This is a genomic window from Pseudomonas sp. A-RE-19 (genome assembly GCF_019956555.1).
Lineage (GTDB): Bacteria > Pseudomonadota > Gammaproteobacteria > Pseudomonadales > Pseudomonadaceae > Aquipseudomonas.
This window is the reverse complement of the sequence record NZ_JAHBDQ010000022.1, coordinates 272,451-290,264: the sequence shown is the minus strand read 5'-3', so window position 1 is coordinate 290,264 and position 17,814 is coordinate 272,451. Positions and strand designations below refer to the sequence as shown.

The following is a 17,814-nucleotide window of genomic DNA, read 5'->3' as shown; positions in this document are numbered from 1 at the left end:
CATGCAATGCGCACTTACGATTTGTCGGTGCAGTTTTCGTGATTCTGAACCAGCCTTGCAGGGATGTTTCGGTGATTTTTGGAGTTTTTATGCTCGAACAGGCTCAACGCGTCCTCAAGGACATCTTCGGCTACGACAGTTTCCGTGGCCGTCAGGGTGCAATCATTGAGCGCGTGGCCAGTGGCGGCGACGCCCTGGTGCTGATGCCTACCGGGGGCGGCAAGTCCTTGTGCTTCCAGGTACCGGCGCTGCTGCGCGAGGGCCTGGCGGTGGTGGTGTCACCGCTGATCGCGTTGATGGACGACCAGGTCGCGACCCTTGAGGAACTGGGCGTCGCGGCGGCGGCATTGAACTCCACGTTGAGCGCTGAACAACAGCGCGATCTGGCCGCACGGATCAAGCGTGGCGAGGTGAAAATGCTCTACCTGGCGCCCGAGCGTCTGGTCCAGCCGCGCATGCTGGCGTTTCTGCAAAGCCTTGAAATCGCCCTGTTCGCCATCGACGAAGCGCACTGCGTATCCCAATGGGGCCACGACTTCCGTCGGGAATACCTGCAACTGGGCCAGTTGGCGGAATTGTTCCCCAACGTCCCACGCATTGCCCTGACTGCCACCGCCGACAAGCGCACCCGGGAAGAAATCGTCGATCGTCTGCATTTGCAGGATGCCGAGCGTTTTCTGTCGAGTTTCGACCGCCCCAATATCTTCTATCGCATCGTGCCCAAGGAGCAGCCGCGCAAACAGTTGCTGGCGTTCCTCGCCGAGCGGCGTAGCGATGCCGGTATCGTTTACTGCCTGTCGCGCAAGAAGGTTGACGAAGTGGCGGTGTTCCTCAGTGAGCAAGGTTTCCCGGCGCTGCCATACCACGCCGGTCTGCCCAACGACACGCGAGCCCATCACCAGAAGCGCTTCCTCAACGAGGAAGGGCTGATCATGGTCGCCACCGTGGCGTTTGGCATGGGCATCGATAAGCCCAACGTACGGTTTGTCGCGCACCTCGATTTGCCGAAATCCCTTGAGGCTTACTACCAGGAAACCGGTCGCGGCGGTCGTGACGGCCTGCCGGCGGATGCCTGGATGGCGTACGGCCTGCAAGACGTGGTGATGCTCAAGCAGATGCTGCAAAACTCCGAAGGCGATGAGCGCCACAAGCGTCTGGAGCAGCATAAGCTCGACGCCATGCTGTCGCTCTGCGAAGAAACCCGCTGCCGCCGTCAGACCTTGTTGGCGTACTTCGACGAAGACATGCCCGAACCCTGCGGCCACTGCGACAACTGCGTCGACGGCGTACAGACCTGGGATGCCACCGAGCCGGCCCGTCAGGCGCTGTCGGCGATCTACCGCACCGGCCAGCGTTATGGCGTCGGTCATCTGGTGGACGTATTGCTGGGCAAGGACAACGAAAAGGTTCGCAGCTTCGGCCATCAGCATTTGTCGGTATTCGGCGTAGGCAAAGCGATGGGGGAGAGCGAATGGCGCTCCTTGTTCCGACAGCTGGTTGCCCGTGGTCTGGCGGACATCGACCTCGAAGGCTACGGCGGGCTGCGCCTGAGCGACACCTGCCGACCGCTGCTCAAGGGCGAAGTGACCCTGGAACTGCGCCGCGACCTCAAGCCACAAATAACGGCCAAGACCGGCAGCAAGAGCCCGGCCAGCCAACTGGTTCGCGGTGAAGAGCGCGAACAGTGGGAAGCCTTGCGCGCCTTGCGCCGCAAACTGGCCGAAGAACATGGCGTGCCGCCGTACGTCATCTTCCCCGACTCGACGCTGCTGGAAATGCTCCGCAGCCAGCCGACTTCGCTGGCGGAAATGGCCACGGTCAGCGGTGTCGGCGCGCGCAAGCTGGAGCGTTACGGCGAGGCCTTCCTCGAAGTGCTCGGCGGTCAGGTCGAGGCGCCAAAAGTGGTGGCCGATGTGCGCCACGAACTGATCACACTGGCCCGGGCCGGCATGACGCCGTTGCAGATCGCCGGTCAGCTGCAATGTTCGGAAAAGAATGTCTACACGATGCTCGCCGAAGCCATCGGCAAGCAGCAGTTGTCGCTGGAACAGGCGCTGGACCTGCCCGAAGAGTTGATGGGCGAAGTCCAGGACGCCTTCCTCGACGGTGAGGGGGAATTGCCGCCCGTGTCGGAGATTGCCGCGTTGTTCGCAGGGAGAGTTCCAGAAGGTGTTTTGTATTGCGTTCGTGCCGCTCTGCAATCGGAATTCGAAATCTGAATGACCTGCGGCACAGATGTAACGATTCAGTACAGAGCAAGCCTTGCCTATAGCCAAAGGTCATGCTTAGCTGACTAATAATTAGTTTTTCTCTATTTCAGTCTAATCATGAGTGTTTTATGCCGTTAACCGATCAACACCGCTTTGGCATGCAACTGGCCCAGATGTCTCGGGGCTGGCGTGCCGAACTGGACCGCCGACTGGCCGGCCTGGGTCTGTCCCAGGCACGCTGGCTGGTGCTGCTGCACCTGGCGCGTTTCGATGATGCCCCCACCCAGCGCGAACTGGCGCAAAGCGTCGGCGTTGAAGGGCCTACCCTGGCTCGATTGCTCGACAGCCTGGAAAGTCAGGGCCTGGTACAACGCCAATCCGTGCTGGAAGACCGTCGGGCGAAAAAAATCGTCCTCTGCGCCCCGGCCCGGCCCTTGATCGAACAAATTGAAACCATTGCCACTCAATTGCGCCACGAATTGTTCGAGGGCGTTGATGAGGCGGATTTGAAGGTCTGCATGCGGGTCCACGGGCACATCCTGGCCAACCTGGAAAAATCTTGAGGCACAACCCGGCGCCAGACTTTTGAGATACCCCGTTGGGCAGACTATAAAGAACTACTAGGCAATATCGTGTTCGTACCGGATGTGCGAATGCATACAGGTTGGTTCTGGTTATCTAAGGGATGCTCATGCTCGAGAGTTGGCACGTTGTATTGCGGTGTTGCACCCGGCTGCTGCTGGTCGGTGGTGCCGTCACTTACTCGGCATTGGCCCCTGCGCTAGGCTTGGGTGAGATCACCCAGCATTCGGCGTTGAATCAGCCTTTCAACGCCGACATCGCCCTGGTGGACGCCGGTGGCCTGGAGGAGGGCGAGCTGTCGGTCAGCCTGGCCACAGCAGACGAGTTCAGCCGCGCCGGTGTCGAGCGGGTGTTCTTCCTCAACGATCTGAAGTTCACACCGATCCTGCGGGGCGACCGCAGGCTGATCCGGGTGACTTCCAGCAAACCGGTCAAGGAACCCTTTCTGAATTTTCTGGTGCAGCTCAATCAACCCAACGGGCGCTTGCTGCACGAGTACACGGTGCTGATCGATCCGCCGGGCTCGCCAGGGATCGTTCCCGCCAGCGACGAGCCAACGCCGCGCCCTCAGGCTTCCGCATTCCCCTCCGTTACCCCGGCGGTTGCAGCGCCACCTGCCTTGAAGGATTCGACGCCCAAACCCGGCGCCGATAAGCCCGCCGCCGCGCCGGTGATTGATCCTCTCGCCGAACAACTGGCCACTAGCGTGCTGCAAAACCAGCAACTGCAAAAAACCATCGATGAGCTCAATGCGAAGTTTCAGGCGCAGGACGAGCAAATCGCCGGTCAGAAAAAACAGATGCTCGAGCTGCAAACCCAATTGACGGAAGCCAGACAGGCATCGGTAGAGCCGGTCGCGCCCCAGGTGACGGCACCGGCGCCCGTTGTGGTTGAGGAATCGGAACCGACTCCGTGGCTGCTGATCATCGGGTTACTGGCGCTGGTGGCATTGGTGTCGGTCGCGGTATTCATTCGACGCCGGCGGCAGTTGGTTCAGGCCTTGCCCGAGCCGTTACCCGTATTACCATCGCGCCATGAACCGGTCCTCAGCCGCGCAGATGAAGCGGCCAGGCAGGCCACCGAGGTGCGACCGCGAGCCGAATCGGCTGAAGAGACTCCCGCCGGTGATGTACTCGAAGGCGTCGGGATCTACCTGGCGTATGGTCGTTTGTCCGAAGCGGCCGGTTTGTTGCGAGACGCATTGGTCAAAGAACCCCAGCGCACCGATCTGGCCGTGCAACTGCTGGAAATCCTCGGTAAACAGGGTGATGTGCAAGCTTATGATGCACAGGAAAACAGCCTGCGCGACGCCGGGTTCGACGAGCAACAACTTCAGGACATCCGCGCTCGCCATCCAAAACTGATCAGCGCCGTACCGGTGGTCGCCCCGGTGGCAGTGACGCCGCTCCCGATTGCACCACCTGAAGTTGCGCCTAACGATGAGTTCCAGTTGAACCTCGATGATCTGTCGATGGATTCGAATTGGGACCTGATCAGCCCTTTTGAAAACAGCACCCAACCATCAAACCAGCCACCGCAGACAGATGAGCCCGGGTTCACCTCGAACCTGCATGTGTTGCCCGATGTCTTCGAAGTGCCCGATGAGCCGACGCTGGACCAACCCGAGCTTGAATGGGGCGCCGAACCTGACTCACAGTCGCTGGACGACACGTTTCTCAACGAATTCAGCGATCCTGGCCAGTCACTGGAACTTGAACCGCTGAGCGCTGAATCGATGGATCTTGAGCCGGTCGGGCCGAGTAACGCGGGCAAACTTGAACAAGCCCAGAATTGCATTGATGACGGCGATCTGGACAGTGCTATCGAACTGCTCAACGAGTTGCTCAAGGAAGCTGACGAACCGCTCAAGGAGACGGCCCGGACGCTGTTGGCCGGTATTCGCTGAAGATCAAAAGATCGCAGCCTTCGGCAGCTCCTACATCGGGATGGCGTACATTCCGTAGGAGCTGCCGCAGGCTGCGATCTTTTCGGTATGCCTCACATTTTTGCGCCGCCCTCAGGCTCAGGAGTTTTGCCAATCATGACCGCACGTAAACCGGAAATCGTCATTACTTACTGCACGCAATGCCAATGGCTGTTGCGTGCCGCCTGGCTGGCCCAGGAACTGCTCAGCACTTTCGGTGACGACCTGGGGAAAGTGTCCCTGGTGCCTGGCACCGGCGGGGTTTTCCACATTTTCTGTGACGATGTGCAGCTCTGGGAGCGCAAGGCCGACGGCGGTTTTCCCGAAGCCAAGGTGCTCAAGCAGCGGGTCCGCGATCAGATCGACCCGGACCGCGACCTGGGCCACAACGACCGCGCTCAGTGAGACGCGGCTTCTGCCGCCACGGCGTTCTTGCTTGAACTGCCGGACAACCGGCTGGAAACCACGATGGCCACGATGATCAGCGCGCCGCCGATCAGCATGCGCAGGGTCGGGTTTTCATCGAACAACAGCCAGGCCAGAGTGATGCCGTAAACCGGCTCCAGCGCGAACACCACTGCCGCGGTCCGTGCCTTGATCACCGCCAGGCTGGCGACGAACAGGCTGTGTGCCACGCCGGTGCAGAACACCCCGAGCAAGCCGATCCACAGCCAGTCGATGGCGCTCACTTCGCTCAACTGCGGTGCCGCCACCGGCAGCAGGCAGATCGCGACCACCACGTTCTGGCACAGTGCAGCCTGCACCGGTGGAATTCGCCCGGAACTGGCACGGTTGGTCAGGGACAGCAGGGCGAACAGCAAGCCGGACGCCACCGCCCATAGCAGGCCGGTGGTGGCGCCGCTGGCCAGATCGAATTCCGGCGTGACCAACACCAATCCGACGCTGACCAGCACCACCAACAGGACTTCGTTGGCGCGGATGCGCTCGCGGAAGATCAGCCCTTCGAGGATCACGGTAAACGCCGGGAAACTGGCAAAACCCAGGGTCGCAATCGCTACCCCGGCCACTTTCACCGCGATGAAGAAACTCACCCAGTGCCCGGTCAGCAACAAGCCGCTGAGCAGCAGGCGGCGCAGGTCCGCGGCCTCGAGTTTCTGCCAACGGGTATTGCTGGCGAACCGTGCGAAAAACACCAGGGCGAGGACGGCAAACGCGGCACGGCCAAACACGATGATGGCTGGCGAGGCGGCGGCGAGTTTACCGAACACGCCGGTCAGGCCGAACATCAGTGCACCGATATGCAGAGCGCCAAGGGCGGTACGGGGAGTCATTGCAATCCTTAACGACAAACGAACAAATGTGTAGGAGCTGCCGAAGGCTGCGATCTTTTGATCTTGATCTCCAAAAGCAAGATCAAAAGATCGCAGCCTTCGGCAGCTCCTACACAATGAACGATGTGATTGCGAGTGTCTGTCGCCAGACTCGCGTCATTTGTCGCCAGCCTCGCGGCGCAATTTGCCGGGTGAGGCACCGAACTCGCGCAACACCGCTGCGGCGAACGCGCTCTGGGATGTGTAGCCGACCCGACAGGCGATCTCGCCAATGGGCAGCGCCGAATCCCGCAACAAGCCCACGGCAATGTGCAGCCGACGACTGCGAATGTAGTCCATCGGCGTCTGCCCGCATTCCGCCACGAACCGTGCGTGCAACCGCGCGCTGGACAGCCCGACAATGCGCGCCAGATCGGCGACTTGCAGTGGATAGGCCGCGTATTGATCGATATGAGCATTCAGCGCCGCATAAGGCAGGCGCCGACCGCCCACACTGTCGGGTTTGGCATTGTTCAGGCTGGCCAGCAACAGCACTGCGCCTTGCTGGGCGATCAGTGGATCACTGACCTCACTCCCCGCCAGCCAACTGACCAATTGGCTTTGCCCGGCGTTCAGGGTCAGGCGCCCGGCGTTGTCGAGCATGCGGCGGCTGGCCTCGGCGTGATCGCCAAGGGACTGAGAGACCCATTGGTCGCTCGGCACATCCAGCACCAGACAACGACTGCCATTGGCGCTGCCACAGGCATGATGAAAACCGGACGGCACGACCACGAAACTCTGCTGAACCACCTGACTGCCACGACCGTCGACCTCGAAATCCAGTGCGCCCGACAGTCCGAACACCAGTTGCGCGTGGTCGTGGCTGTGGACGATCAGGTCGTGGGTGTACTGGCGTAGCGTGAGGATCGGTCTCATCGCAGGTCTCCTGTGCAGGTCGCCAGTCTACACCGGGTGCGGGCCGGCTCGCGCTGTCACACGACTGACTCGCCACTGTCATGGGCAATTAACCCGACCGGCGCAAGCTTGCCAAAACTTGTCCAGAGGGTTGCCCATGACCAGCGCCGAGCTCGCCAAACCCAGCCGTAAGCAACGTGTGCGGACCTTGTGGATTTCCGACGTGCATTTAGGCACCCGGGACTGCCAGGCCGAACACCTGGCGCACTTTCTCAAGGGCTACCACGCCGACAAGATTTACCTGGTCGGTGACATCATCGACGGCTGGAAACTGCGCAGCGGCATGTATTGGCCCCAGGCGCACACCAATGTGATTCGTCGCCTGCTGACCATGAGCAAGCGCGGCACGGAAGTGATCTACGTCACCGGCAACCACGACGAATTTCTGCGCCGTTATTCCAAGCTGATGCTGGGCAACATCCAGCTGGTGGACGAAGCGGTGCACGTGACCGCCGATGGCCGTCATCTGCTGGTGATTCATGGCGACCAGTTCGATGTGATCACCCGTTACCACCGCTGGCTGGCCTTTCTCGGCGACTCGGCCTACGAATTCACCCTGACCCTCAACCGCTGGCTCAACCATTGGCGTGCCCGTTATGGCTACGGTTACTGGTCGCTGTCGGCGTATCTCAAGCACAAGGTCAAAACCGCCGTCAGCTTCATCAGCGATTTTGAAGAAGCCATCGCCCATGAATGCGTCAAGCGTGAGTTGCATGGTGTGGTGTGCGGGCACATTCACCATGCCGAGATTCGTAAGGTCGGCGGGGTGGATTACCTCAATTGCGGAGATTGGGTGGAATCGTGCACGGCGCTGATCGAGCATTGGGATGGGTCGATCGAGTTGTATCGATTGGCCGATGCCCAGGCGCGTGAGGCGGAGTTGAAGGCGGTGAAAGTCGCTGAGCCGGCATAAAAAAGCAAAATCAAAAGATCGCAGCCTTCGGCAGCTCCTACGCGCCTGTGGGCGCTGCCGAAGGCTGCGATCTTTTGATCTTAGGCTGGCGCGTGTTCTTCCATCGCCGCCTTGTAAATCGAATGCTTTGGCTGCGCAAACAGTCGCTCCACCATCGGCTCGAAGAAGCTCAGCGGCAGGGTGTCGTACGCCGGATCAAACGCCGCCGCATCATAGTTGGCGCAAAATTCGATGGTCGCCTGATACTGCGGATGATCGCTGAATTGCTCGCGCAAATGCCGGTCCATGCCCAGGTGATGGAAGAAGTAATAACCCTGGAAAATCCCGTGCTTCTCCACCATCCACAGATTCTCGGCGCTGACGAACGGCTTGAGGATCGCCGCGGCGATGTCCGGGTGGTTGTAGGAACCCAGCGTGTCGCCGATGTCATGGAGCAGGGCGCAGACCACGTATTCTTCGTCGCGACCATCGCGCCAGGCACGGCTGGCGGTTTGCAGGGAGTGGGTCAGACGATCCACCGGGAAGCCGCCGAAATCCCCCTCCAGTAGCTTCAGGTGCGCCAGGATCCGTTTGGGCAATTGCCGGGCGTAGGCGCTGAAGTCTGCGGCAATGATCGCCCAGTCTTCCTGCGTGCCGTCCTGCATGTGGGTAAAACGCGCATGGGCATTCATCGGCGATCCTCTTGTTCTAATCGAAAGGGATTTTTCAAGTGTAAGACCTGAACCCAGCGCCGCATTGGCTGCACGGGACGCTTTTGTGGCCATTGGAGCCTAGAACGGCACGCGACCCAGAATCATGTCGCGGTACATGACGAAATCGCCGAGCAGGCTGTAAACGGGATGCCGGAAGGTTGCAGGACGATTCTTCTCGAAGAAGAAATGCCCGGTCCAGGCGAAGGCATAACCGGCCATTGGCAGGGCCAGCAACATCCACCATGCGCCTATGCCGACGATCAGCGCCAGAATGAAAATAACCAGCGAGGTGCCGACAAAGTGCAATCGTCGGCAAGTGCTGTTGCGGTGTTCACTGAGGTAGTACGGGTAAAACTCAGCGAAGTTGTTGAAACGCTTGATGTTTTCCACGACTGCGATCTCTGTGGTTTTAGGCGGGCTGCAAGTTGTTCTGCGGGTAGCTTATTTAAGTCTAGAGTGATCATTGGCATCAGACAGTGACAATAGGCGCCACTTTAGTATCCTTCGGAAATGGGTCGTGGCATGCGGCCATCACGTAGTGAACGCCATGAGCGAACGAACGACTTCTGCAAGCTGGGCGATGGGGATTGTCAAAGCACTGGAAATGGATGGCCTGGATTGCCGGGTTCTGTTCAAACAGCTAGGGCTCGACTATGCGGCACTGGATGATCTGGATGCGCGCTTCCCGCAAGATTCCATGACGCGGCTCTGGCAGCGCGCGGTCGAGCTGTCCGGCAACCCGGCAATCGGCCTGAACATGGGCAAGGTGGTGCGACCGGCGTCCTTCCATGTCGCCGGTTACGCGTTGATGTCTAGCCGGACGCTGGCCGAAGGTTTTCAGCGTCTGGTGCGTTATCAGCGAATCATTGCTGAAAGTGCCGACCTGAGTGTCCGATTGCTGGATGAGGGGTATGCGCTGATTCTGACGGTCCATGGCGATCACCTGCCACCGACCCGACAGAGCGCCGAAGCATCGATGGCCTGCGCCCTGGCACTCTGCGGCTGGCTGACCGGCCGCACGCTCCAGCCGCGCAAGGTCTTGCTGCAAGGCGATGACCCCGTTGATCTTGAACCCTATAAACAAGCCTTCCATGCCCCGTTGATGTTCAACGCGCCGTATGACGCCTTGATCTTCGAGCGCGCTGACATGGAGGCGCCGCTGCCCACCGCCAACGAGGCCATGGCGCGGTTGCACGACCGGTTTGCCGGCGAATACCTGGCGCGGTTTTCCGAGAGCCGCGTGACCCACAACGCACGGCAGGTGTTATGCCGTTTGCTGCCCCAGGGCGAACCCAAGCGCGATGCGGTAGCCCAGATGCTGCACTTGTCGCAACGCACCTTGCAGCGCCGTTTGCAGGAAGAGGGCACGAGTTTTCAGACGTTGCTGGATGACACCCGGCGTGAACTGGCCGAGCAATACCTGGCGCAACCGAACATGACCCTGCTGGAAATTGCCTACCTGCTGGGGTTTGCCGATCCGAGCAACTTCTTCCGCGCCTTCCGGCGCTGGTTCGATACCACCCCCGGCGAATACCGGGCGAGGCTGACGGAAGCGCCCATGCGGATCAGTGACGCCAGAACGCAGGGATACACAGAACAAACACCGTAATGATCTCCAGCCGGCCCAATAGCATGCCGAACGAGAGAATCCACTTCGCGGCATCCGGCAGGCTGGCGAAGTTACCGGCCGGGCCGATCGTTTCGCCGAGCCCCGGGCCGACGCCGGACACCGTGCTGGCCGCGCCGGTCAGGGCCGTCATCCAGTCCACGCCCAGTAGCGACAGCAGCAATGCGATGACGCAAATGGTGATGGCGAAGAAGAACGAAAAGGTCAGGATCGAGCGCACGATCTCTTCGTCGAGACGGTGGCCGTTGTATTTCTGCTTGATCACCGCACGCGGGTGTATCAACTGGTTAAGGTTGGCCTTGAGCAAAATGTAGGCGACCTGGAAGCGGAAAATCTTGATCCCGCCAGCGGTCGAGCCCGAACAGCCGCCGACAAACCCCAGATAGAAGAACAGCATCAGCGAGAAATTGCCCCAGAGGCTGTAGTCCCCCAGTGCAAAACCGGTGGTGGTCACCACCGACGTCACGTTCAGCGCCACATGCCGCAAGGCTTCCAGCCAGTGCAGTTGGGTGGTCCACCAGTACCAGGTGCCGAGTACCAGCCAGGTCACCAGCAACATACCGAGCAGGCCCTGAACCTGTTCATCCTTGATCAGTGCCCGACGGTTACCGCGCAACATGGCGACATACAGGGTGAACGGCAGGGCACCGAGAATCATGATGACGATCGCGACCCAATGCACCGCAGGCTCCGGCCACTTGGCCAAAGACTGGTCGGAGGTGGAAAAGCCGCCGGTGGAAATCGCCGACATCGCGTGATTGATTGCATCGAACGGGCTCATCCCGGCCCACCAGAACGCCAGGCTGCCGAAAATGGTGATACCGACGTAGGCCGCAACGATCAAACGCGCCACCATGTGCGAACGGGGCATGACCTTTTCGGAACGGTCCGACGACTCAGTCTGAAACAGCCGCATGCCACCGATGCGCAGCAGTGGCAGAATCGCTACCGCCATGCCGATAAAGCCGATGCCGCCGATCCAGTGCAGCAATGAACGCCATATCAGGATGCCGGGGGACATGCTGTCCAGGCCAGTGAGCACCGTCGAACCGGTGGCGGTGATGCCGGACATGCTTTCGAAAAACGAGTCGGTGTAGCTGATGTGCTGGGTCAGCAGGAACGGCAGGGCGGCGAAGATGCACACCACCAGCCAGCTGCTGACGGTCAGCAGGTACATGTCTCGCGGGCGTAGGTGGATGTGCTCGGGGCGTCCCGGAATCACCAGGGCCAGGCCGGCGACAAAGGTGATCATGCTGGCCCAGAGAAACGACGGCAGGTCACTGGTGCGTTCGAAGATCACCAGGGTGACCATGGGCACGACCATGGCGATGGACAGCGTGATCAGGAAGATGCCGATGATGAAACCAATGATCCGTAAGGTCGGCAACGCCATGAAGTCCGCTCGGGCTGAAATAGTGGAAGGGCGCCATTCTACCTGTGGGGCAGGTCATGTAAACCGGCAGCCCGGACGGGTTCTCGCTAGAATAGCCAAACATTTTTTACAGGAGTTGGCCGATGCAGGCTCTCGACGCTTTGCTCAACCGTGTTTCCGTTCCACGACTGCTCGATCCGTCGCCTACCGCCGAGCAACGGGAAGTGCTGTTTGCCGCCGCGATGCGCGCACCAGACCACGGCCATCTGCAGCCTTGGCGCTTCCTGACAGTCGAAGGCGCGGCGCGCGAGCAAATGGGCGAGTTGCTGGCCGAAGCGGCGAAGCTGCAAGACAGTAATGTGTCCGAGGCCTTGCTGGACAAGGCGCGTAACGGTCCATTGCGTGCGCCGCTGGTGGTTGTGGTGATTGCGCGTTTGCAGGAGCACGTCAAATATCCGAAGTCCGAACAACTGTTGGCGGCAGGCTGTGCGGCTCACGGGATTTTACTGGCGGCCTATGCGCAGGGCATTGGCGCGGTGTGGCGCACCGGAGAGCTGGCGTATTCGGAGCATGTGGCTAAAGGCTTGGGGCTGGCGGAAGGGGAAGAGGTGATTGCGTTCCTTTATCTCGGTACGCCGCAGAAAGAACCGCGTGTTGCGGAGAAGGTTGATTTGACCGAGTTCGTCAGCGCCTGGCCCGGTAAGGCCTGAAGCGGAAGATCAAAAGATCGCAGCCTCGTTTCACTCGACAGCTCCTACATGTACAGATATCCCTGTAGGAGCTGTCGAGTGAAACGAGGCTGCGATCTTTTTGCATCACCACTGCACTTACGGCTGCACCACCGCCCCCGGCACCAATGGCAATTCCAGGCTGGCAATAAACCCGCCCTCCGGATGATTGGCCAGCATCAGACTGCCGCCATGTCGTTCCGCCGCGCGTCGTGCAATGGCCAGCCCAAGGCCATGCCCGGCCGTTGTCTGCCCCGGTGCCCGATAGAAGGGCTCCCCCAGTTGATTCAAATGCTCGGCCTCTACGCCGGGGCCATGGTCGCGCACGCTGACCACAATCCTGTCGCCTTGACGCGACGCCTGCATTTCGATCGGTTGCCCGACCGGGTTAAAACGCTGGGCATTGCGCAGCAGGTTGTCCACGGCGCGCTCGATCATGGTCGGCCAGCCTTTGAGGTTCAGTTGAGGCTCGGCCTCAAGGCGCACGTTCTGCTCTGGCGAGCCCAGTTGAGCGTCCTTCTGCAAGGTATTGAGCAGCGCATTGAGGTCCACCTCTTCGGCACTGGCGTTGTCGGCATCGACTCGCGCCAACACCAGGATTTCGCTGATCAGCGCTTCCAGTCGATCGCATTCACGGGTCAGGCGTGGCCAGAGTTTTTCCCGTTCTTCAGGATTGGCCCGCTCGGCCAGTGCCAATGCAATGCGCAGCCGGGCCAAGGGCGAACGCAACTCGTGGGACACGTCCCGCAGCAATTGCCGCTGGCTGCCGATCAGGCTTTGCAGACGCGCACCCATGCGGTTGAAGTCGTTGGCCAGCACGCCGAATTCATCGCGCCGATTGGCCAGTTGCGCCAGGCTGTTTTGCTGATACGTCGTCTGCCCGAGGTCATGCACCGCGCCGCGCAAACGGCTCAGCGGTCGGGTAATGGAAAAGGTCACCAGCAGGCTGAACAGGGTCAGCACCACCAGGGCGATACCCAGCGCACTCAACGGCCAAAGCAGGCTTTCACGGTGCCAGGCGTCCAGCTCCGGGTGCGGAATGCGGTAGATCAGCAGGTAGGTGTCGCCCGTTTTGGCGCTGGTGTATTCATCGGTCAGACGACGCCACGGCAGGCGCCGATCATTATTGTTCTGCCGCGCTTCGAAGGCCGCCGCCCGCCGGGGGAAGGTGCCGCGTACGACCGGGTCACCGGTCTCGTTGAGCACCTGAACGTCGATATGATACTGGCGCTTGCGCTGCTCCAGAATGTCCTGGGCGGCTTCTTCGCCCTGGCTTTCGTAGGTTTGCGTCCACTGTTCGGCCAGCGTATTGAGGCCCGGGTGGCGACTGAGAATCCACGCGTCCTGGTTGAGCATATGCCCGAGCAGAATGGAGAGCCCTGCAACCAGAGCGATGGCCAGCCAGAAGCTGGCCAGGATACGCCAGAACAATGAGCGCACAGAAAATCCTCAACTAGCGCAAATCCATGTGGGAACGAGCCTGCTCGCGATAGCGTCGGCACATTCAACATCAACGTGACTGAAAGGACGCCATCGCGAGCAGGCTCGCTCCCACATTAAATTGAGTGGCAACAGGCCCAACGGGGTTTAGCCGTTGGGTCCGGGGGTTAGCGCATTATTGCGCCTTTTGCTGTTGCTGCGCTTTCCAGGCCTTGAACTCGGCCCATTCGGCGCGGCGCTCCGCCTGTTTCTTCTGGATCTCGTCGAATTGCTTCTGTTGATCCGGTTTCAGCAGCGCGCGAACGTCGGCTTCGGCTTTCTTGTGCTTGGCCGCCATCTCGTCTTTCAGGGCTTTCTGGTCGGCTGGGGAGAGTTTTTCCAGGTACTTGTCGACCAACTGCTGACGCTCGTGCATCTGCTCGCCCATGATCTTGCGGATCTGCTCGCGCTGTTCGCGGCTCAGGTCCAACTGGCTGTATGGGCCTTTACCATGCATGCCATACATCTGACCGCCGTGGCGTGAGCCGTCCATGTGATCACCCATCGGGCCTGCGCCTTCAGGCGCGGCCATGGCAACGGTCGGCAGGGCGGCAGCGAACATCAGAGCGATAAGAGTCTTGCGCATGGTGTATCTCCTTGTCTCGTTCCCGGTACGTTCCGGATGAGTACAGATTACGCAGATCAAGGTCAGCGGCGGTCAGCGGAGCGTAAAGCTTGGGTAAAGACGATTTTCTACCTGCCTGACAATTCCTCGATGCACCACGGTCCGGCGTAGGAGCTGCCGAAGGCTGCGATCTTTTGATTTTGCTTTTGCCGGCCAGGAACAAGATCAAAAGATCGCAGCCTGCGGCAGCTCCTACGGAGGTGGTCGCAGATCACATCGCGTTCGGATTCAGAGGCTGTAATAGTAACCGCGGCTGCGCAGCGCGACGATGCGCGGGCGGCCATCGGGGTGCGGGCCGATTTTTTTGCGCAGATTGCTCACGTGCATGTCCAGGCTGCGGTCGTACAGGGTCAGTTTGCGACCGAGGGCGATTTGCGCCAGTTCCTGTTTATCCAGCGGCTCGCCGGGTTGCTTGAGCAGGGCTTCAAGCAGACGACTTTCGGAGACCGTGAGGGTGAATTCCTGTTCATCGATACTGACCACGCCACGCACCGGGCTGAAGCACAAATCCCCCAGTTCGAGCTGGCTGGAGACTGCCGTCGGATGACTGCGGCGCAATACCGCGCGCAGGCGGGCTGTCAGTTCCCGGGGGTCGCACGGCTTGGCCAGGTAATCGTCGGCACCGAGTTCCAGGCCGAGAATGCGGTCCAGCGGTTCGCCACGGGCCGAGAGCATCAGCACCGGCAACTCCGGATGGTCGCTGCGCAGTTGCTTGAGCAGTTCCAGGCCGCTGCCGTCCGGCAGCATCACGTCCAGCACCACGGCCGCGGGGGACGTTTCGGCCAGCGCACGACGGGCGCTCTGGCCGTCATGGCAGGCGCGGACCTGAAAGCCCTCCTGGCTCAGCCAACTACTCAGAAGCTCACACAGCTCCTGGTCATCATCAATTAATAACAGCTCGCTCATGACTCACTCAATTTAGCCATTGCCGACGTGTTCTACGTGCACCACTGGCGAAGATACCGCAGAGCAGGGCCAATAGCGCTACTCCGGCGCCAATAACGAACCACTGCTGTTGATCAGTCAGCAGCCGCGGCAGTGGGCTGGCCAGGGTTTCCTTGAGTTGCAGCTTCAAGCGCTGGTTCTCTTGGCGCAACCGGTTCAGCTGAACGCTTTCGCGTTCGCCATCAGTATTTTGCAATTGTTTGCTCAGTGCTTCTCGTTGCTGTTCGCTTGCCTTCAAGCGCTGCTGTAACTCGGTGATCTGGCTGCCGGCGCTCAGGGACAGCGGCGTCGAGTTGCCACCTTCGGCGCTTTCTTCGCCGTGGGCGGGCGCCATGATCGACAACGTCACCAACATCAGACACAACGGACCTTTGCGCATCGCAACTCCTGATTCCAATACGAGTATTGGGCAGGTTGTCGGCCGGTAAACGAGAATAATGAGTGATTGAACGCGCGATGAATCGACAAGACTCATCGCGCGCGAGAACTTTATGGCAGGACTTGCTTGAATGGCTTGACCGAAACATTGGCGTAGACGCCCGCGGCAACGTACGGGTCGGCGTCGGCCCAGGCTTTTGCGGCGCTCAGCGAATCGAATTCGGCGATGATCAGGCTGCCGGTGAAACCCGCTGCGCCCGGATCATTGCTGTCGACGGCCGGGTGCGGGCCGGCCAGTACGATGCGGCCTTCGCCTTTGAGCACTTGCAGACGCTCAAGGTGTGCAGGCCGTGCGGCCAGGCGGGCTTCCAGGGAGTTGGCGACGTCTGTGGCAATGATTGCGTAAAGCATGTCAGTCCTCGGTTTTTGGCGTTGTGGTGTCGGCGTCGTGCAAGTGGCGGGACAGGTAGATGCCCTGGCCGACCAGGAACAGCAAAGTCATGCCCAGGCTGCCGAAGACCTTGAAGTCTACCCAGTAGCTCTGGAACGTGAACGCGACGAACAGGTTGGCGGCGCCGCAAAACAGGAAAAAGCCGATCCAGGCGATGTTCAGACGGGTCCAGACCGGCTCCGGCAGGGTCAGCGCGTGGCCCATGATGCGTTTGATCAGCAGTTGATCACCGACGAAGTGGCTGCCGATGAACGCGAGGGCGAACAGCCAGTTGACCACCGGGGCTTTCCATTTCAGAAACGTTTCACTGTGGAACGCCAGGGTCAGGCTGCCGAAGACCAGGCAGGCGATGAGGGTCAGCCACTGGCTCTTCTCCAGCTTGCGCTGCTTGATGAACAGTGTGCCGTAAACGACCAGGGAGCTGATGATCAGCATCGCAGTGGCGCTGTAGATACCACCGACAGTCAGTTGATGACCGCCAATGTCGACGACCCGAGGATCGATTTTGAATACGATGAAAAACAGCAGAAGCGGGATGAAGTCGATGAATTGTTTCACAGTGGCAGCCAGAAGCAGGATGTGGCGGCATAATAACAAACATATGGGCGCGCGATAGCGCCAGCTGATTTGAGGTGACACAGTCCTGTGAATGTTGATTTGCACTGCCATAGCACGGCTTCCGATGGCGCCCTCGCGCCTGCGGTACTGGTTGCGCGTGCGTTCGAGAAAGGCGTGCGAGTCCTGGCCTTGACCGATCACGATACACTTGAAGGCCTCGATGAGGCCCGTCACGCCGCGACGGCGCTGGGGATGCAACTGGTCAATGGCGTCGAATTGTCCTGCACCTGGGGCGGGGCGACCATTCACGTGCTGGGCTATGGTTTCGACGTGAATGCCAAACCGTTGGTCGAGGCGATCGCAAAATTGCACGATGGCCGTTGGCTACGGTCCGAAGAAATAGGCCGCAAGTTGGCGTTAAAAGGCATGCCGGGGGCGCTTGACGGTGCCCGGGCCATTCAACAGGAGCTGGGCGACAGCGGTAACGCGCCAGCCCGTCCGCACTTCGCCGACTGGATGGTGCGCGAAGGTTTCGTCAAGGATCGCGCCGAAGCGTTCCGCAAATGGCTGGGCGCCGGCAAGCTGGGGGACGTCAAGCAACACTGGCCGACCCTGGAGGACACGGTCGAAACCCTGCGCGCCGCGGGTGCCTGGGTCAGCCTGGCGCATCCTTGGCACTACGATTTCACTCGCAGCAAGCGTCGCCGCCTGATTTCTGACTATATTCAAGCAGGGGGCCACGCCATAGAGGTGGTCAATGGCCATCAGCCCGCCGAACAGGTGGGCAGCCTGGCGATTCTTGCCCGTGAGTTTGGTCTGCTGGTCAGCGCCGGCAGTGATTTTCATGGCCCTGGAGGCTGGTCCGAGATCGGTGAATACCGCCCGCTCCCGGAGGATCTGCCACCACTGTGGTGTCGATTCAAATCCTTAGTCTGATGGATGTGAAAACGTGACGAGCGAAGGCAAGGCAAGGAAAAAACAGGCGAGGAAGCGGAGTTTACATCTTGTAAATGAGCATTCCGAGCCTGTTTTTGACGCAGAATTGTCGAGTGCAGTAGTTTTCACGCCATCAGTATTGCCGTCG

General features: G+C 60.2%; 19 protein-coding genes. 8 read left to right on the top strand and 11 right to left on the bottom strand.

Going from position 1 to position 17,814, the window contains the following annotated elements; translation table 11 throughout:
• Positions 1-89: 89 nt before the first annotated feature.
• The 4 genes from recQ (at position 90) to KGB14_RS16450 (ending at position 5,121) form a co-directional block, all read left to right on the top strand.
• Positions 90-2,219 (top strand): DNA helicase RecQ, encoded by a 2,130-nt coding sequence (gene recQ / locus KGB14_RS16465; RefSeq protein WP_223487824.1) that lies wholly within the window; start codon positions 90-92, stop codon positions 2,217-2,219.
• Positions 2,220-2,338: 119 nt separating this feature from the next.
• Complete coding sequence (locus tag KGB14_RS16460) at positions 2,339-2,773, top strand: MarR family transcriptional regulator (RefSeq protein ID WP_007895007.1); 435 nt, start codon at positions 2,339-2,341, stop codon at positions 2,771-2,773.
• 128 nt (positions 2,774-2,901) lie between these two features.
• Positions 2,902-4,698: a FimV/HubP family polar landmark protein gene (locus tag KGB14_RS16455; protein WP_223487823.1), complete on the top strand. Its 1,797-nt coding sequence runs from the start codon at positions 2,902-2,904 to the stop codon at positions 4,696-4,698.
• A 135-nt stretch (positions 4,699-4,833) separates the two neighbouring features.
• Positions 4,834-5,121, top strand: a complete 288-nt coding sequence (locus KGB14_RS16450; protein WP_223487822.1) for a SelT/SelW/SelH family protein — start codon at positions 4,834-4,836, stop codon at positions 5,119-5,121.
• Here the strand turns inward: KGB14_RS16450 and KGB14_RS16445 are convergent.
• Both KGB14_RS16445 and KGB14_RS16440 read right to left on the bottom strand, forming a co-directional pair.
• Complete coding sequence (locus tag KGB14_RS16445) at positions 5,115-6,008, bottom strand: DMT family transporter (protein WP_223487821.1); 894 nt, start codon at positions 6,006-6,008, stop codon at positions 5,115-5,117. The two genes, KGB14_RS16450 and KGB14_RS16445, sit on opposite strands and share 7 nt — an antisense overlap.
• Positions 6,009-6,164: 156 nt before the next feature.
• Positions 6,165-6,923 (bottom strand): helix-turn-helix transcriptional regulator, encoded by a 759-nt coding sequence (locus KGB14_RS16440; RefSeq protein ID WP_223487820.1) that lies wholly within the window; start codon positions 6,921-6,923, stop codon positions 6,165-6,167.
• Between the two features lie 136 nt (positions 6,924-7,059).
• Between KGB14_RS16440 and KGB14_RS16435 the strand changes: the two genes are divergently transcribed.
• Positions 7,060-7,875, top strand: coding sequence for a UDP-2,3-diacylglucosamine diphosphatase (locus tag KGB14_RS16435; protein ID WP_223487819.1), 816 nt, complete (start codon positions 7,060-7,062; stop codon positions 7,873-7,875).
• 80 nt (positions 7,876-7,955) lie between these two features.
• On the opposite strand, the gene KGB14_RS16430 is transcribed toward KGB14_RS16435, so the two are convergent.
• Both KGB14_RS16430 and KGB14_RS16425 read right to left on the bottom strand, forming a co-directional pair.
• Positions 7,956-8,546 carry an HD domain-containing protein gene (locus tag KGB14_RS16430; RefSeq protein WP_223487818.1) on the bottom strand — a complete coding sequence of 197 codons (591 nt, stop codon included), beginning with the start codon at positions 8,544-8,546 and terminating at the stop codon, positions 7,956-7,958.
• Positions 8,547-8,645: 99 nt separating this feature from the next.
• Positions 8,646-8,957: an Mpo1-like protein gene (locus tag KGB14_RS16425; RefSeq protein WP_223487817.1), complete on the bottom strand. Its 312-nt coding sequence runs from the start codon at positions 8,955-8,957 to the stop codon at positions 8,646-8,648.
• Positions 8,958-9,114: 157 nt separating this feature from the next.
• Here KGB14_RS16425 and KGB14_RS16420 point away from each other — a divergent pair, with 157 nt between their 5' ends.
• The gene (locus KGB14_RS16420) at positions 9,115-10,176 is read left to right on the top strand and encodes an AraC family transcriptional regulator (protein WP_223487816.1); all 1,062 of its coding nucleotides are present in this window, start codon (positions 9,115-9,117) and stop codon (positions 10,174-10,176) included.
• On the opposite strand, the gene KGB14_RS16415 is transcribed toward KGB14_RS16420, so the two are convergent.
• On the bottom strand, positions 10,133-11,587 hold the full coding sequence (locus KGB14_RS16415) for a TrkH family potassium uptake protein (RefSeq protein WP_223487815.1): 1,455 nt from the start codon (positions 11,585-11,587) through the stop codon (positions 10,133-10,135). The two genes, KGB14_RS16420 and KGB14_RS16415, sit on opposite strands and share 44 nt — an antisense overlap.
• Positions 11,588-11,709: 122 nt before the next feature.
• Here KGB14_RS16415 and KGB14_RS16410 point away from each other — a divergent pair, with 122 nt between their 5' ends.
• Complete coding sequence (locus KGB14_RS16410; RefSeq protein WP_223487814.1) at positions 11,710-12,276, top strand: nitroreductase family protein; 567 nt, start codon at positions 11,710-11,712, stop codon at positions 12,274-12,276.
• A 117-nt stretch (positions 12,277-12,393) separates the two neighbouring features.
• Here the strand turns inward: KGB14_RS16410 and KGB14_RS16405 are convergent, their stop codons facing one another.
• The 6 genes from KGB14_RS16405 to KGB14_RS16380 all read right to left on the bottom strand — a co-directional run bounded on the left by KGB14_RS16405 (position 12,394) and on the right by KGB14_RS16380 (position 16,730).
• Positions 12,394-13,734, bottom strand: a complete 1,341-nt coding sequence (locus tag KGB14_RS16405; RefSeq protein WP_223487813.1) for a sensor histidine kinase — start codon at positions 13,732-13,734, stop codon at positions 12,394-12,396.
• 175 nt (positions 13,735-13,909) lie between these two features.
• The gene (locus tag KGB14_RS16400; RefSeq protein ID WP_223487812.1) at positions 13,910-14,359 is read right to left on the bottom strand and encodes a Spy/CpxP family protein refolding chaperone; all 450 of its coding nucleotides are present in this window, start codon (positions 14,357-14,359) and stop codon (positions 13,910-13,912) included.
• Positions 14,360-14,626: 267 nt separating this feature from the next.
• Positions 14,627-15,304: a response regulator transcription factor gene (locus KGB14_RS16395; protein WP_223487811.1), complete on the bottom strand. Its 678-nt coding sequence runs from the start codon at positions 15,302-15,304 to the stop codon at positions 14,627-14,629.
• 7 nt (positions 15,305-15,311) lie between these two features.
• Complete coding sequence (locus KGB14_RS16390; protein ID WP_223487810.1) at positions 15,312-15,722, bottom strand: translation initiation factor 2; 411 nt, start codon at positions 15,720-15,722, stop codon at positions 15,312-15,314.
• Between the two features lie 110 nt (positions 15,723-15,832).
• The gene (locus KGB14_RS16385) at positions 15,833-16,132 is read right to left on the bottom strand and encodes a YciI family protein (RefSeq protein WP_223487809.1); all 300 of its coding nucleotides are present in this window, start codon (positions 16,130-16,132) and stop codon (positions 15,833-15,835) included.
• A gap of 1 nt (position 16,133) precedes the next feature.
• Complete coding sequence (locus KGB14_RS16380; protein WP_123360256.1) at positions 16,134-16,730, bottom strand: septation protein A; 597 nt, start codon at positions 16,728-16,730, stop codon at positions 16,134-16,136.
• An 87-nt stretch (positions 16,731-16,817) separates the two neighbouring features.
• On the opposite strand from KGB14_RS16380, the gene KGB14_RS16375 reads away from it, so the two are divergent.
• Entirely contained in the window at positions 16,818-17,666 is an 849-nt protein-coding gene (locus KGB14_RS16375; protein WP_223487808.1) for a PHP domain-containing protein, read from the top strand.
• Positions 17,667-17,814: the final 148 nt, after the last annotated feature.

Excerpts from the sequence above, each read along its gene's own strand:
- KGB14_RS16440 (WP_223487820.1), bottom strand. The coding sequence starts at position 6,923 with ATGAGACCGATCCTCACGCTACGCCAGTACACCCACGACCTGATCGTC.
- KGB14_RS16445 (WP_223487821.1), bottom strand. The coding sequence starts at position 6,008 with ATGACTCCCCGTACCGCCCTTGGCGCTCTGCATATCGGTGCACTGATG.
- recQ (WP_223487824.1), top strand. The coding sequence starts at position 90 with ATGCTCGAACAGGCTCAACGCGTCCTCAAGGACATCTTCGGCTACGAC.
- KGB14_RS16410 (WP_223487814.1), top strand. The coding sequence starts at position 11,710 with ATGCAGGCTCTCGACGCTTTGCTCAACCGTGTTTCCGTTCCACGACTG.
- KGB14_RS16420 (WP_223487816.1), top strand. The coding sequence starts at position 9,115 with ATGAGCGAACGAACGACTTCTGCAAGCTGGGCGATGGGGATTGTCAAA.
- KGB14_RS16435 (WP_223487819.1), top strand. The coding sequence starts at position 7,060 with ATGACCAGCGCCGAGCTCGCCAAACCCAGCCGTAAGCAACGTGTGCGG.
- KGB14_RS16415 (WP_223487815.1), bottom strand. The coding sequence starts at position 11,587 with ATGGCGTTGCCGACCTTACGGATCATTGGTTTCATCATCGGCATCTTC.
- KGB14_RS16400 (WP_223487812.1), bottom strand. The coding sequence starts at position 14,359 with ATGCGCAAGACTCTTATCGCTCTGATGTTCGCTGCCGCCCTGCCGACC.
- KGB14_RS16450 (WP_223487822.1), top strand. The coding sequence starts at position 4,834 with ATGACCGCACGTAAACCGGAAATCGTCATTACTTACTGCACGCAATGC.
- KGB14_RS16430 (WP_223487818.1), bottom strand. The coding sequence starts at position 8,546 with ATGAATGCCCATGCGCGTTTTACCCACATGCAGGACGGCACGCAGGAA.
- KGB14_RS16395 (WP_223487811.1), bottom strand. The coding sequence starts at position 15,304 with ATGAGCGAGCTGTTATTAATTGATGATGACCAGGAGCTGTGTGAGCTT.
- KGB14_RS16385 (WP_223487809.1), bottom strand. The coding sequence starts at position 16,132 with ATGCTTTACGCAATCATTGCCACAGACGTCGCCAACTCCCTGGAAGCC.
- KGB14_RS16460 (WP_007895007.1), top strand. The coding sequence starts at position 2,339 with ATGCCGTTAACCGATCAACACCGCTTTGGCATGCAACTGGCCCAGATG.
- KGB14_RS16390 (WP_223487810.1), bottom strand. The coding sequence starts at position 15,722 with ATGCGCAAAGGTCCGTTGTGTCTGATGTTGGTGACGTTGTCGATCATG.
- KGB14_RS16455 (WP_223487823.1), top strand. The coding sequence starts at position 2,902 with ATGCTCGAGAGTTGGCACGTTGTATTGCGGTGTTGCACCCGGCTGCTG.